Annotated in this window: 11 protein-coding genes; 2 read left to right on the top strand and 9 right to left on the bottom strand. The window is 55.7% G+C overall.

Annotation, left to right across the window (positions count from 1 at the left end; genetic code table 11):
* Positions 1 to 9 precede the first annotated feature (9 nt).
* Complete coding sequence (locus B4A77_RS06160) at positions 10 to 1,842, top strand: ATP-dependent DNA helicase (RefSeq protein WP_290739221.1); 1,833 nt, start codon at positions 10 to 12, stop codon at positions 1,840 to 1,842.
* A gap of 57 nt (positions 1,843 to 1,899) precedes the next feature.
* Here the strand turns inward: B4A77_RS06160 and glmM are convergent, their stop codons facing one another.
* From glmM to B4A77_RS06140, 4 genes are all read right to left on the bottom strand, one after another.
* Positions 1,900 to 3,240, bottom strand: a complete 1,341-nt coding sequence (gene glmM, locus B4A77_RS06155; RefSeq protein ID WP_290739218.1) for a phosphoglucosamine mutase — start codon at positions 3,238 to 3,240, stop codon at positions 1,900 to 1,902.
* A gap of 18 nt (positions 3,241 to 3,258) precedes the next feature.
* Complete coding sequence (locus B4A77_RS06150; protein ID WP_290739215.1) at positions 3,259 to 3,591, bottom strand: cupin domain-containing protein; 333 nt, start codon at positions 3,589 to 3,591, stop codon at positions 3,259 to 3,261.
* A gap of 85 nt (positions 3,592 to 3,676) precedes the next feature.
* The gene (locus B4A77_RS06145; RefSeq protein WP_290739212.1) at positions 3,677 to 4,843 is read right to left on the bottom strand and encodes an alpha/beta hydrolase; all 1,167 of its coding nucleotides are present in this window, start codon (positions 4,841 to 4,843) and stop codon (positions 3,677 to 3,679) included.
* 79 nt (positions 4,844 to 4,922) lie between these two features.
* Entirely contained in the window at positions 4,923 to 7,172 is a 2,250-nt protein-coding gene (locus B4A77_RS06140) for an FISUMP domain-containing protein (protein WP_290739209.1), read from the bottom strand.
* Between the two features lie 138 nt (positions 7,173 to 7,310).
* On the opposite strand from B4A77_RS06140, the gene B4A77_RS06135 reads away from it, so the two are divergent.
* Positions 7,311 to 9,209 carry an ABC-F family ATP-binding cassette domain-containing protein gene (locus tag B4A77_RS06135; protein WP_290739206.1) on the top strand — a complete coding sequence of 633 codons (1,899 nt, stop codon included), beginning with the start codon at positions 7,311 to 7,313 and terminating at the stop codon, positions 9,207 to 9,209.
* Positions 9,210 to 9,217: 8 nt separating this feature from the next.
* Here B4A77_RS06135 and B4A77_RS06130 read toward each other — a convergent pair whose 3' ends face one another.
* From B4A77_RS06130 to B4A77_RS06110, 5 genes are all read right to left on the bottom strand, one after another.
* Entirely contained in the window at positions 9,218 to 10,024 is an 807-nt protein-coding gene (locus B4A77_RS06130) for a YggS family pyridoxal phosphate-dependent enzyme (RefSeq protein ID WP_290739203.1), read from the bottom strand.
* A gap of 42 nt (positions 10,025 to 10,066) precedes the next feature.
* Positions 10,067 to 10,507 carry a hypothetical protein gene (locus B4A77_RS06125; protein ID WP_290739200.1) on the bottom strand — a complete coding sequence of 147 codons (441 nt, stop codon included), beginning with the start codon at positions 10,505 to 10,507 and terminating at the stop codon, positions 10,067 to 10,069.
* 111 nt (positions 10,508 to 10,618) lie between these two features.
* Positions 10,619 to 12,955, bottom strand: a complete 2,337-nt coding sequence (lon, locus tag B4A77_RS06120) for an endopeptidase La (protein ID WP_290739197.1) — start codon at positions 12,953 to 12,955, stop codon at positions 10,619 to 10,621.
* Between the two features lie 4 nt (positions 12,956 to 12,959).
* Entirely contained in the window at positions 12,960 to 14,255 is a 1,296-nt protein-coding gene (gene clpX, locus B4A77_RS06115) for an ATP-dependent Clp protease ATP-binding subunit ClpX (protein WP_173366178.1), read from the bottom strand.
* Complete coding sequence (locus B4A77_RS06110) at positions 14,255 to 14,845, bottom strand: ATP-dependent Clp protease proteolytic subunit (protein WP_173366177.1); 591 nt, start codon at positions 14,843 to 14,845, stop codon at positions 14,255 to 14,257. Before B4A77_RS06110 ends, clpX begins: the two co-directional genes overlap by 1 nt.
* Positions 14,846 to 14,850 lie beyond the last annotated feature (5 nt).

Below are 14,850 nucleotides of genomic sequence, written 5' to 3'. Positions count from 1 at the left end.
GAAAACTTGATGAATACGTTAGTCGACTGTGGCGCCGTAACCCCGCTGCAAAGGCGTCTTTTAGATGCGATTCCTACCTTCTGCACCGATGCGGACCCTGAATTGTTTGATTTGCTTGCCCTTTTGCTCTGCAGGCAGAATTTTGGCGATACGCGCATTCCGCTGGATTCTGGCAAACTGGAAGCCAGGCTTTCGAAGACGCTCGAAAATTTCGGCATTCCTTGCGAGCCCTGCTATAAGGAATCCCTGCAGAAAGCGGCAAGAAAAATCAACGACGGCGGTTACGAAGGAATTGTCGGTACAGACGCGCACGAACATTCCTTTTTCAAGAAGCCCTTTACGCTGAAGGACAATTACCTTTACCCGACCAAGTATTTCTATTCCAAGCTTACCGTCGAACAGAAAGTCCGCGAGCTCTTTGTGGCGCACGCTCCGGTAAAAGGTGCTGCGGAAAAATGCATCGAGAATGTCGCCTCGTTCACAAAAGACGCTAACGGAAATCCGGTGCGGCTCGAAACGGAACAGGCCGAAGCGATTGTGCGCGGTGTCAACGAAAACTTGATTGTCACGGGTGGCCCGGGCACGGGCAAGACGACCGTCATCTTCTTCTTGCTTCGGGAACTTTACTGCGAGCACCCGGACAGGCTTGCCTTCCCGCTGTATCTGGCCGCCCCGAGCGGCAAGGCCGCCGACCGCATGAAGGAAAGTATCGTCAATTCCATGAACCTGGTCGGCTCCGAGGAATTCGAAAACCATCTTGAAATTTACAACAAGATTGCGAATGCGGAAACGTATACCATTCACCGCCTGCTAGGTTACAAACCGAACGAGAACAAGTTCTTTCACGACGAACAGAACCCGTTCCCCGAAAATGCGATTATTGTCATCGACGAGACGAGTATGGTGGACATCTCGCTTTTCGGGGCATTCCTGAAGGCGGTTCCCAAGAGCGTGCGGCTGTTCCTGCTGGGCGACGCGGACCAGTTGCCGCCTGTAGATGCGGGCGCCGTGCTTGGCGACCTGCTCGGCGTAAAGACGAATTCTACCGTCAAATTGACAGTCTCGAGACGCTTCGACAAGAATTCCCAAATCGGGAAACTCGCCTCCCTCGAAAAAGCCGATACCCTTTTTGGCTTCAAGGATTTGAACTCGTGGGTTCTAGGAAGTGCCGTGCAGATGCTGGGTTTGCCCGCCGAAAATTGCCGTGGCGAAGTCGAGAACCTGCTTACCTGCTGGTTTGAAAATTACCTTTCGGGCTTTGTAGATGCGGCAAGCCGAATCAATCCGCAAAAGCAGTGCACGCCGCAAGATGCGGAGTACGCAAATTGTCAGAAGGTGTGGGAATTTTGCACGCAATCAAAAATTCTTTCTGCCGAAAGACAGGGTGGCATCGGTACGGACTTCATCAATCAATTCATGGAACGCCTTGTCCTCGAAAAATGCCGCAGCAAAAGAACATGCAAGATGCTCATGCTCGTCAAGAACCAGAAAACCTTCCGACTCTACAACGGCGACATGTGCATTCTCTGTTACGATAAATCGGGCGAAGGCTATCTGATGTTCAAGAAGGGGAACGACTTTGTCTTTTACCCCACATACCTTTTCCCGAAAGACGTATTCGAACTCGCCTACGCCTCGACCGTCCACAAGGCCCAAGGGTCCGAATACAATCATGTGCTGATGTTCCTGCCGACCCGACTGGGGCACCCCCTGCTAAATCGCCAGATTCTTTACACGGGCATCACCCGCGCCAAGAAAACCGTGACCATCGTCGCGACTCCCGAAACGTTCAAGGCCGCCTGCGAGACGGTCATCGAACGCGATACGGGAATCGAACTATAAAAAAGAGCGCCGAACGAGCACTCTTTTTTTCAAAAACAGTCCGCAGCATAGCGACGGTTAGATGAGTTTTTCGACCTTCGCGCAGAGTTCTTCGGCCTCCGCGGCAGTCGGCGCCTCCGCAATCACGCGAATCACCGGCTCGGTATTGCTCGCACGCACATGCACCCAGGACTTTTCGCTCCCGAGCCACAGGCCGTCGCGCTCGTCGCTCTTCCAGCCGGCAAATTCCGCCTTCACCTTCGGGAGGATATCCGCCACCTTCTTGTCGCCGAGTTCGAACTTCTTCTTCGGCATCACGTAGGCGGGGTTTTCGGCAACGAACTTCTCGGGGCCGCCGTCATGGCGCGCCATCCAGCTGAGCACCAGCGCCGCCGCCACAAGGGAATCACGCCCGTAGTGGAGCGCCGGCAGAATCACGCCGCCGTTGCCTTCACCGCCGATAATGCAGCCTTTCTCGATCATCTGCAGGCTCACGTTAATCTCGCCCACCTTCGCGCGGCTGAATTCGCAGCCGTACTTCGTGGCAACATCTTCGTTCATGCGGCTCGTAGAAAGGTTCACGCAAACGCTTCCCTTCTTCTGGCTAAGCACTTCTTCAGTCGCAATCGCGAGCGTGTATTCTTCACCGATACTTTGTCCTAAACCGTCCACGAGGGCGCAGCGGTCGGCATCCGGGTCCACTGCAAATCCGAGCGCGCAACCGTTCTTCTTTACGGCATCGCGCAGGTCGCCCAGGTTCTCCGGAATCGGTTCCGCACCGCGCGGGAACGTGCCGTCGGGTTCGCAATGCACGCGCACCACCTCGCAGCCGAGCTGTTCCAGCAGGCGCGGCACAATGTAGCTGCCCGCACCGTTCACGGCATCTACGGCCACCTTGAACTTCTTCGCGCGAATCGCCTCCACGTCCACGAACGGAATCTTGAGCGTCCCGTCGATATGGATGCCGTCGGCATCCGGCGCCACCTCGTACTTGCCCATCGTGCGGTAGTCGGGATAGCTGAAGTTGTCCGCATCGGCGAGTTCGAAAAGCTTCTTCACGTCATCGGGCCCGAGGAAGAGTCCCTTGCTGTTGAGGAACTTGAGCGCGTTCCATTCGAGCGGGTTGTGGCTTGCGGTAATGATGATACCCGCATCCGCCTTGAAGTGCACCGTCAAGAGTTCCACCGAGGGCGTCGTCGAGAGGCCAACATCCACCACGTCCACGCCGGAAAGGCGGCAGATACCTGCGACAAACTGCACGATGGCATCGCCGGTGGGGCGGCTGTCACGCCCGATGACCACACGTTTCGCCTTCGTAATCTCGAGGAAGGCGCGCACGTGGCTCTTCAAGACTTGCGGGGTGAGGGTATCGCCAACGATACCGCGGATACCCGAAATAGAACGCATCAGTTTAGACATCTTGTATACTCCGTTTTTTTATCCCAGTTCCGGAACGCACGCGTAGAACACGAGCGGCTCAGGATTCTCGTTAATCAGACTGTGGCTATGGCCCTTCGGGCAAAAGTGGCACTGGCCAGCCTCGACATATTCCACACCGTCGTCAAAGAGCACCTTGCCCTTGCCCGCGACGAAGAACATGATTTCGCTGTTGGTCTCGTGCTTGTGGTAGCCGATGGATGCTCCCTGTTCGAGCGTCCCGTGCATAATGCGGGTCGTCCCGTCAAAGTACATCTTTGCCTTGTATTCTTTCTCGCCACCCTTGAAGTTCGGCAGCACCGTCGTTTCCATGCCTTTCAGGTCGATAATCATCTTGAGCCCTTGCTAAAACTTTCCTGCCAAATAATAGAAAGTTTTCGCGCAGTTTCTACAAGGCTAAAAACTTGAGATAGAATAATTACAGGCTCTCGTCGATAAACCGGAACGCCTTCGCGTACGCCTCATCGCGAACCGCCTTGCGCGAGAGGAACAAGTCGTGCAGGCCGCCCGCTATCGTTTCCGTCTTCACGTTCGGCCCGACTTTCGGTGCCCACTTCTCGATATGTTCCACGTCGAGCACACCGCCGCAGTGCATGTAGTTCTCGGACCATTCCTCGCCCTTCTCGGTGCAGTCGCCGTGCATCACGAGCGTCGGTGAATTTATATGAAATCCCCTGTGCAGTTCCTGTTGCGCCTTGTGAATCGCGCGTACCCAACCCAGGAACTGTTCCGGACGGCTTTCGCTTTTCCATTCCGTATTGTATTCCCACTCGCCGTAATATTTCTTGTCGAGCGAATAGGCGTAATTCGGGTTCCCGCTCGAACCTATCGAGAAATCGGGCAAGTACATCGCTATTTCCGAAACGACAGGAATCGCGAGGTTGCGCACGAGCCAATTGAAGTTGAAATCGAAAAACGGACTGTTCAGGACAAGTGCCGCGAATTTCTCTTCAGGACGCTGGTCCGCATAGAATGCCGCCAGCAAGCCGCCCTGCGAATGTCCCATCAAGACCATCGGGAGCGAATCCGCACGCTCCTTCGTTATGACGCGGGCAAGTTCCACGGCATAGTCAAGTTCCGCAAAGAACTCGCGCATGTTCCGCATGTCGCCACGAGCATCGCCGGGCATAAGCGAGCGCCCGCAATAGTGCAGGTCTATCGCAAAGAAGGCGTAGCCCGCCGAATCCGCCTTCTCGGCAAGCTCCTTCTGGAAAAAATAGTCGTTGTACCCGTGTACATACAAGATAATTCCATGTGCAGGCTTTGCCGCAAGTGAATCCGTGCGCTTGGAACTTCCATAAGGATATTCTATGAGCGTCGAGTGAAAAGATTTCCCGCCACCGGCATCCGTGTACATCGTATATCGAAAGAACGGCGCGCCCAACACGCTATCCACGGACCTATCCTTGATAGCATTCCACACAGTCTCTGCGCTCGGCACGACCTTGATACCGGAATCAAGCGAACGTTCCTCCTTCTCGACGGCACTGGCAAATCCGACATGGAACAGGGCCACAAGAATTACGGCCAACGCAACGCCAATCAGGCCAACAACTTTTTTAATACCGCGTTCATTCTCTGCCATAGTACAGGAAAAATAAAAAAAAGACGGGCCGGGGTTAACCGGTCCGTCTTGAAATTAGATCTGCCTTCAGATCAGGGAACTAGTTCCTGACGCAACGGACATACAGCGGGCTGCCCTTACCAAACGATTCATTCAGAGTAACACCGTTAGTCGCATTAATCATCAAAGATGCGGCTCTTGCTGCAGCATTTTCCGTAGACCCCCACATGGTATATCCGGAACCTGTAGACGGAATAACCGCATTGAATCCCAGATTGTTGGAAACACCGCTCCAGGATTCATCCATCAAGGCTTCCTGTGCGGAGACACCAGTGATACTTGCAAAGTAGTTCGCATGTTCATTGAGGGCGCTCAATTCATCATAGCTAGGCAGATGCCAACCGTCAGGGCAGATTCCTTGACGGGGTTCCGTCGGATTATTAAGGGTCGACTGATATGTACCATCGATATCCATCGCTGCCGACCACTTGTAAAGCATTCCGTATTCCTCGCAATTCTGCAAATTTTCCGCTCCGGCAGAACCTGGGCAACTCCAAAGCCCCTTCAGGTTCGGCGTAGCAACAGAATCAGCATACGCAAGGTTCTGCGTCATCCAAATCTGTGTTCCTATTTTCTTGAAACTGTAAAGTTTGTTTTCCCTATAGTCGCAGAAGTGAGTCGTTGTGTTGAATTCCTCGCCATTGCACTTTTCAACGATTGTACCATAGAGGCGATTGGAACCTTCAGGAATATCGCAGAAATGCGTTTCAGGATTGTAGAAATGACCAGATGCGTTGCTAAAGGTAAAAAGACTATCCGCATCATTGATAAACGAATATATTACCATAGATGAGTTCGAAGCATAAGTCGAGCTTAAGCCATGATAGCCAGGAGCACCCGGAACATATTTAGCAGAGCCACAGTAAGCGCGCTTCTGGACTTCAGTCGAGGACACGTAAACATACAGCATCGAATCAACATCCGACTGCCTTTCAAAGCCATCGCCAACGGGAATATGGTCAAACACCAAATCCCTATCACCAAGCGTCTTGCTGTGCAGGCACTGGGCCTTGGTTGAATCGTAATACCAATGCCACTTCGGGTCATCCTTATCGCCGCAGAGGGTAAGGATTACGCCTTCTTCGCACTTCTGATCGTCGTAGTATGGCTTGCCGCCGCAGAGGGGCACAACAATGTCGTTCTCACCGCAAGCATGGGTTGTGGGGTCATAATCCTTGGTTTTTCCTTCGCACAAGGCGTAGGTCTTTCCGCCGACGCAGAACTGTTCCGCAGGGTCGTATGCCATAGTACCGCACACAGCCTTGAAAAGCGTCGTAGAGCTTGCGCCGCAGGTCACCGTCACGGTACCGTCGTTGTTGTCCGTCAACACGCAAGACACGCCGTCATCACCGGCATCGCCCTTGGCGCCCTTCAGGGCCGCGAGCCATTCGGCTTCAGTCCCTTCGAACCCGGCCGCCACTGCAAGTTCATACGCGCTCTTGCCGTTCGTGCCGTCCGTTCCGTTGGTGCCGTTCGTACCGTTCGTGCCGTCAGCACCCTTCAGCGAGGCGAGCCACTGCGCCTCAGTACCCTCGAAGCCGGCCTCGACAGCCAGTTCGTAGGCACTCTTGCCGTTTGTACCGTTGGTGCCGTCCGTTCCGTTGGTGCCATTCGTACCGTTCGTGCCGTCAGCACCCTTCAGCGAGGCAAGCCATTCAGCCTCAGTACCCTCGAAGCCGGCCTCGACAGCCAATTCGTAAGCGCTCTTGCCGTTCGTACCGTTCGTGCCGTCCGTTCCGTTGGTGCCATTCGTACCGTTCGTGCCGTCAGCACCCTTCAGCGAGGCGAGCCATTCCGCTTCGGTCCCTTCGAACCCAGCCGCCACAGCCAGTTCGTAGGCGCTCTTGCCGTTTGTACCGTTGGTGCCGTCCGTTCCATTGGTACCATCCTTACCATTAGTGCCATCAACGCCATTCACGAGCACGCCTACGGAGTCGCCGGCGCAAAGCACCTTGAAACCGCCATCGAAAGGCTTCACAACACAAGAAGTTCCATCCTTACCGTCGGTGCCGTTCGTACCATTGGTGCCATTTTTACCATCGGCTCCGTTCTTGCCGTTGGTACCATCTTTACCGTTAGCACCGTCTTCGCCGTTCTTCACGGTACCGACACTCTTGCCTCCGCAAATCATGTCGAAGCCGGAACCATCCTCGAGCGCCTCGGCAACGCAGCTCGTGCCATCGGCCCCGTCTGCACCCGGAGCACCGTCCGTACCGTTTTCACCTGAACAGGCCACAAGCGCCAATCCCGCCGTGAAGCCAACTGCGTATGTCCATTTTTTGATAGTCATGCTATCTCCTTTTTTAGGGGTTAGAATCTTCTTACTTTTTAATGTAAGAAAAAAAAAACATTCGTCAACACTTTTCGTAAGTTTCGTAATTTTGTGCGGAATTTGGCACGGCAGGCGGTTTTTTCTAAATTTGCTCCCGTGATCCAGATTCAGAACGTCTCCAAGTCATTCGGCGTGCAAGTATTGCTTGATGGCGCGAGCCTGCTCGTGGGCGACCATGAGCGCGTAGGGCTCGTAGGCCGTAACGGTTGCGGCAAGTCCACGCTGTTCAAGATGATTCTCGGGCAGGAATGCCTTGACGGCGGTTCCATCGACATTCCCAAGAAATACACGCTGGGCTACCTGCAGCAGCACCTGAACTTCACGCACGCGACCGTGCACGAGGAGGCCTGCAGCGTCCTGAAGCCCAATGAAGACGGCTGGCTGGAAGAACACAAGGTAGAAGCGATTTTGTTCGGTCTCGGATTCGACGAAGAATCCATGCACAAGAGCCCCTCGCTCCTCTCGGGCGGTTTCCAGATTCGCCTGAACCTCGCGAAGGTCTTGGCGAGCGAGCCCGACATGCTATTGCTCGACGAACCGACAAACTACCTCGACATCGTGTCGATGCGCTGGCTCAGCCGTTTTCTGCGTAGCTGGAAGGGCGAAGTGCTCCTGATTACGCACGACCACCACTTTATGGACGAGGTCTGCACGCACACCGCCGGGATTTTCCGCCATAAGATTCGCAAGGTGAAGGGCACCGTAGAAAAGCTCCGCGAGACGGTGGCCGAAGAAGAGGAAGTCGCGCAACGCACGCAAGAAAACGAGGCGAAAAAGAAGGAACAGCTCGAGAAGGTCATCGAGCGTTTCCGCTACAAGGCAGCAAAGGCCGCAATGGTGCAATCCAAGATCAAGGCCGCCGCAAAGCTTGCTACGGGCGAACGCCTCACGCACGAACGCAACTTGGAATTCAGCTTTACCGAGGCAGGTTTCCCCGGCAAGAGAATGCTGCAGATTAAGGGACTCTCGTTCGCGTACCCGAACAAGGGCGAAGACGGCACCGTGCAGGGAATGGGCCCCGAGCTCATCACCGACTTGACGATGGAAGTCTTCAAGGGCGACCGCATCGCAGTCATCGGCCCGAACGGACGCGGTAAAACGACGCTTTTAAACCTGATAGCAAAAGAACTGCAGCCGACCGCAGGCGAAATCACCTACAATCCGAACTTACAGATAAACTATTTCGGACAGACGAATATCAACCGCCTGAACCTCGAAAACACCGTCGAAGAAGAAATAGCCTCGGCGATTGAAGAAGTATCGCAGAAGAGCCGCGCCCGCGGACTTGCGGGCCTCATGATGTTCAGCGGCGACAACGCGCTCAAGAAGGTGAAGGTTTTAAGCGGTGGCGAAAGGAGCCGCGTGCTCCTCGGGAAGATTCTCGCAAGTGCATGCAACATGCTGCTGCTCGACGAACCCACGAACCACCTGGATATGGAAAGCATCGAGAGTCTCATCGACGCGCTCGAAGACTACGAGGGCACCGCGTTGGTGGTAACCCACGACGAGGAACTCCTGCACGCGTTCGCCACAAGGCTCGTGGTATTCGACGGCGGCAAGTGCCGCATATTCGAAGGCACGTACGCCGACTTCCTCGAGAAGGTGGGCTGGGCATCCGAAAAGAAAACCGGCGGCACTGAATCCGCGAACATCAAGGTTTCGAACATCGACGTGAAAACGGACGCACCCTCGGCAGCCCCGCGCGCCAAGGAAGACCGCAAGGCGCGTGCCGACTATATCGCCGAGCGCAGCAAGGTCATAAAGCCCCTCGAAAAGAAACTCGCGAAAATCGAAGAAGATATCGCGAAGGCCGAAGCCCTCGGCGGCGAACTCGAAGCGAAACTCGTGACCGCCTCGGAAAGCGGCGACGGGAACGCCATCACCGCCATCGCCAAGGACATGGACGACAACAAGAAGAAAGTCGACCAGCTTTACGAAGACTGGGAAAAGACCAGCGCCGAACTCGAAGCTGCCAAAGACAAATATCCGATATAATCCGAAGTCTACGCCGGGTCGTTCACCGGTTTGGAGTAATCGCGCTCGCCGAAGAGGGCCGTGCCCACGCGAATCATCGTGGAGCCTTCTTCAATCGCGACTTCCAGGTCGCCAGTCATGCCCATCGAAAGCTGGTCGAAGTGGGCAAACGCACCGCCCTTCGCGAGAAACTTCTGCTGCAGGGTGCGTAGGAATGCGAAGCATTCGCGGCTGTCTTCGGCGACACCCGTGTTCTTCCCGATGGTCATGAGCCCGCGGAAACGCAGGTGCGGGAAGTTTTCGCTCTTGCCGTCGGAAGCGGCGCCCGCCTTTGCGGCAAGGTCGTTCAAGAAAGCCTCGGCTTCGTGCACGTCCAAACCGCTCTTCGTCTCTTCTTCGCCGGCGTTCACCTGGAAGAGGATATCGAGAATCTTGCCCTGAGGCGCGTCGGCGCCGTTGCCGGGGAGTGCCGCGCAAACGCGTTCCAGCTTTTCCACCGCCTCGATGCTCGCGATGGAATGGATGCAGTCGGCGACAATCGCCGCCTTCTTTAACTTGTTGCTCTGCACGGGGCCAATCACGTGGCAACGCACGCGGCTCCCGTCCTTCGCCATGCGCGGCGCAGAGAACTTGAGTTCGGCTTCCTGTACGCGGTTCTCGCCGAAGTCGGTAGCGCCCAGGCTGATTGCATTTTCCACGGCTTCTGCCGGGTGGAACTTGCTCACCCAAACGAGTTTTACCGATTCACGGCTACGGCCCGCAATCTTGCAGGCTTCCGCAATCCTTGCCTCGAGAGTAGCAAGGTGTTCACGCATTTCTTCGAGAGTGAATTCCATTTTACGCCTCTAATTTTCCAACGCTCAAATATATAAAACGAGTTATCGTCTAGCAAGAAAAAGGCCCAGTAAAACAATGAGATAGCAAGCCAAGAAAATAAAGGACGGTAAACCAAGAATCCCCACCATTTCCCATTTCCACTTGATAGACAACCAAACAGCGCAGCCCAATATATACAGCCATCCTGGAATAAACGGAACAAACGAAATCTTGGCTATAGTAAAGAAATCGTGCGGCGCGCACCAAAGTTTTCTATAGACGCACACAAAAGGGGCACACAATGCGAATGGAACAAAAGGCCAGAATACAATCGAAAGAAGCCATGCCGGTTTTTCCGGACTCGTACCATAATCTACATAAAAACCCAAAGCAAACGCTGCCACAGTTAAAATTGTCGGCAAAAGAAAAAGAACCAATTCCGCAATCGCAAAAGGAAATACATCTCTTTTTTCAAGCGTATATAGTGGCTTATCTTTCGACATATAATTTGTCCGTCAAATTTCTTTATTCAAAATACAAAAAATCCCCGGAGCGCACCGGGGACAATAAATGTACCTATCGCGCTTCGCGCTCCAGGGTGACACTCAGGCTACCTACTTCTTCGCCTTCTTCTGCACGAACAGAATCTTCACGATTTCATCGATGTGCTTGTGCGTGTAGATCTTGAGGCCCTTCTTCGCGGGTGCTGGGAGTTCGTCAACGTCCTTCTTGTTCTGGGCAGGCAGGCGAAGCGTCTTCACGCCGGCCTGGAGCGCGGCAAGCGCCTTCTCGTTGAGCCCGCCAATCGCAAGGCATGCGCCCGTGAGGCTCACCTCGCCGGTAAACGCGACGTCAGGCGGTACGGGAATCCTGGTAAACGCAGAGAGCAGGCACAGCGTGAGGGCGATACCCGCGGAGGGCCCGTCCTTCGGCACGGCGCCTTCGGGCACGTGGATGTGGATGTCCGTCTTCTTGACAATCGCGGGGTCGATGCCAAAGCGGTGCAGGCGTTCGCGCACCAAGCTCACCGCAATCTGGGCGGATTCCTTCATCACGTCGCCGAGCTTTCCGGTCATGATAATCTGGCCCTTGCCGCTCAGGAGCATGCACTCGATGGGGAGAATCTCGCCGCCCACACTCGTCCACGCAAGGCCCGTCACCACGCCGGGGCGGCCCGGTTCGGGCAGCTGGCTGTCGAGGAATCTCGGGGCGCCGAGATATTCCTGCAACTGCTTCTCGGTAACGGCGGGCTTGATCTTCTTGCCCATCACGATTTCTTTCGCACGGTGGCGCACCGCACTCTCGAGGGTGCGTTCCAGTTCGCGCACGCCCGCCTCGCGGGTCCAGCCGCGCATCACCTGGTTGATAATCGCATCGTCAAACGAAACCTGCTCGCCGAGTTTTACGCCGGTGCGTTCGCAAATGCGCGGCACCAGGTACTTGCTTGCAATCTGCAACTTCTCGTGCGGGTAGTATCCGGGCAGGCGCACGATTTCAAGACGGTCGCGCAGCGCCTCGGGGATTTCGCCTTCGCTGTTCGCCGTCGCGATAAACAGCACGCGGCTCAGATCGAGGCCCACTTCCATAAAGTGGTCGGTAAAGTCGTGGTTCTGTTCCGGGTCCAGCACCTCGAGCATCGCGCTCGCGGGGTCACCGCGGAAGTCGCTCGCCATCTTGTCAATTTCGTCGAGCAGAATAATCGGGTTCATGCACTTGGCACGGCGCAGCGCCTGGATAAAGCGGCCGGGCATCGCCCCGATGTAGGTGCGGCGGTGGCCGCGGATTTCGGCCTCGTCACGCACGCCGCCAAGCGTAATGCGGACAAAGTTACGCTGCATGGCGTTCGCAATCGATTCCACGAGGGTCGTCTTGCCCACGCCGGGAGGCCCCACAAGGCACAAAATCGGGGAACGGCGTTCGGTCCCGGTGAGCTTGAGCACCGCGACGTATTCCATGATGCGTTCCTTCACCTTGTCGAGCCCGAAGTGCTTGGAGTCGAGCTCGCTCTTCACCTTCTTCATGTTGAGGACGGTGTCGGTGTACACGCCGTAGGGCAGGTTCAAAAACCAGTCGAGGTAGTTGCGGCTCACCGCATATTCCGGCGAGGTCGGCTGCATGAGCCTCATGCGAGAAATCTCGTCCTCGAGCTTTTCCACGATTGCCGGGGTAAAGTTCTTCGCCCTGATTTTCTTCAAGAGCTGTTCGGGTTCCGAAGCCCCTTCGCCATCACCGTCCAGCTCGTCCTGCAACTGGCGGATCTGTTCGGAGATAAACCATTCCTTCTGCTGCTGCGCCATCTTCTGGCGCACGCTCTGCTGCACGCGCACGAGCACGTTCTCGTTGTCCTCGGAAACGTCCATCAGCGCAAGCAGCTTCGCCGACATTTCGTCGAGCGTCGCTATCTCCAGAAAGCTCTGCTTCTCGGCAAGCGACACCTGCAAGAACGGGATGATACCGTAGTAGGCGTTCAGCTGGCTTTCCATGCCGAAGAACGCATCGACCATGCCCTCGGCGATATTCCTCTTTGTCGCGTAATCGCGGAAGCGCGTGAGCACCTCGTCGAAGGATTCCGTCTTCGCGTTTTCCTTCAAGGGCTGCCGACGCGGAGAAACCGTCGCATGCAAGAATCCGTCCTGCACCATGATGGAACGCAGGTCGATAATCTGCACGCCTTCGAGCACCGCCTTCACGCAACCGTTCGGGAAAGGCGTCACGCCGTTCACGTTCGCAATCACGCCCACCGAATAGAGGTCGAGCATCGGATTCTGGATTTCTTCAGCCGTCACATCCTTCTGGGCAACGAGGATAATCACATTGTTGTGGTTCTCCGCGAATTCCAAGGCACGGAGCGACATTTCGCGACCCACCAGAATACGGCGGGTCGTATGCGGAAACACCACGGCATCCCGAAGCGGGAGCAACGGATACGTTTTCGAAAAATCAAAATTCATAGCGCTAAGACGCCTTCTTGCGGGTTTTCTTAGCTGCACCGGAAACCGCAACACCAACGGAGCTCAGGCCGCTCTTCACCATCTCGGCAGTCAGCACGAGCTTCTTCACGTCGGAACCGGGCATCGTAAACATAGCCTTCTGCAGCGTCCGCTCCATCACGGAACGGAGCCCGCGGGCCCCCGTCTTGCGCGTCATGGTTTCGTGCACGATTTCCTTGAGCGCCTCGTCGGTAAATTCGAGTTCAATCCCGTCCATGGCGAACAGGCTCTTGAACTGCTTCACAAGCGCGTTCTTCGGCTGCGTGAGAATATTCAGGAGGGCAGCCTCGTCGAGTTCCTCGAGCGCCACAGCAATCGGCAAGCGGCCCACGATTTCGGGAATGAGGCCGAACTTGATAAGGTCATCGGGTTCGAGCTGCTTGAAGAGTTCGCTGAGCGTATTGTCCTTCTCGCTACGGATGTCCGCACCGAAACCCATGCCGCCCTTGTTCACGCGCTGGGCGATAATCTTGTCGAGCGTCTCGAAGGCGCCACCGCAAATGAACAGGATGTTTCTCGTGTTCACCTGCACCAGGGCCTGTTCCGGGTGCTTGCGACCGCCCTTCGGCGGCACAGCCGCCACGGTACCTTCCAAAATCTTCAGGAGGCCCTGCTGCACGCCTTCACCGCTCACGTCGCGGGTGATGGAGGGGTTCGCCGTCTTGCGCGCAATCTTGTCGATTTCGTCGATGAAGATAATGCCGCGTTCGGCCTTCGCCACATCGTAATCAGCGGCCTGCAAAAGGCGCACGATGATGTTTTCGACATCCTCGCCCACGTAGCCCGCCTCGGTGAGTACCGTCGCGTCTGCAATGGTAAAGGGGACATCGAGGAAGCGCGCCATCGTCTGCGCCAAAAGCGTCTTGCCCGAACCGGTAGGCCCCACCAGGAGCAGGTTCGACTTTTCGACTTCCACATCATCCTTGGAATCCGCATGGGCCTGCCTGTAGCGCAGGCGCTTGTAATGGTTGTAGACCGCAACGGAAAGGGCCATCTTCGCCTGGTCCTGTCCAATGACGAACTCGTCCAGGTGCGCCTTGATTTCGGTCGGGAGCGGAAGCGGCTTTTGCACGGCAGCCTCGGTAGCCGCCTTCTCCTGCATCGCGCGGGAGCGGTCTTCCTCGATAATCCTGTAGCACATCGTCACGCAATCGCTGCAGATATGCACGCCCGCGCCCGTAATCATCTTCTCGACGCGTTCTGCGGGCTTGCCGCAAAAGCTACACGTCACAGTAGGATGGTTTTTCCCGCTACGATACATTAAATTCCCTCTTTACGCGGAACAAAGATTTCATCGATGACGCCAAAGGCCTTCGCTTCATCGGGGCCCATGTAGAAATCGCGGTCGGTCTTCGCGCGGACCTCGTCTATCGACTTGCCCGTGTGCTTCGCGACGATTTCGGTAAGCGTATCCTTCGTGCGCACGATTTCCTTCGCAGTAATCTGGATGTCAGTCGACTGGCCGGTAGCGGCACCCGACGGCTGGTGCAGCATGATGCGCGAATGCGGGAGCGCATAGCGCTTGCCCTTCGTACCCGCAGCGAGAAGCACGGCAGCCATGGAGGCGCAGCTTCCGATGCAGATGGTAGCGATATTCGGGCGCACGTGCTGCATGGTATCGTAAATGGCAAGCCCTGCCGACACGTAACCACCGGGGCTGTTGATATACAGCGTGATATCCTTCTCCGGGTTCTCGTATTCAAGGAAAATCAACTGGGCCATGACGTTGTTCGCCACTTCGTCGTTGATGGGCGTGCCCAAGAAGATGATGCGTTCCTTGAGGAGGCGCGAGTAGATATCGTAGGCGCGTTCACCGCGTCCGGTGGTCTCGATGACGGTAGGGATGATCATTAACT

Source organism: Fibrobacter sp. UBA3718 (assembly GCF_002371935.1).
Lineage (GTDB): Bacteria > Fibrobacterota > Fibrobacteria > Fibrobacterales > Fibrobacteraceae > Fibrobacter.
This window is presented reverse-complemented; position numbering and strand designations above follow the sequence as displayed.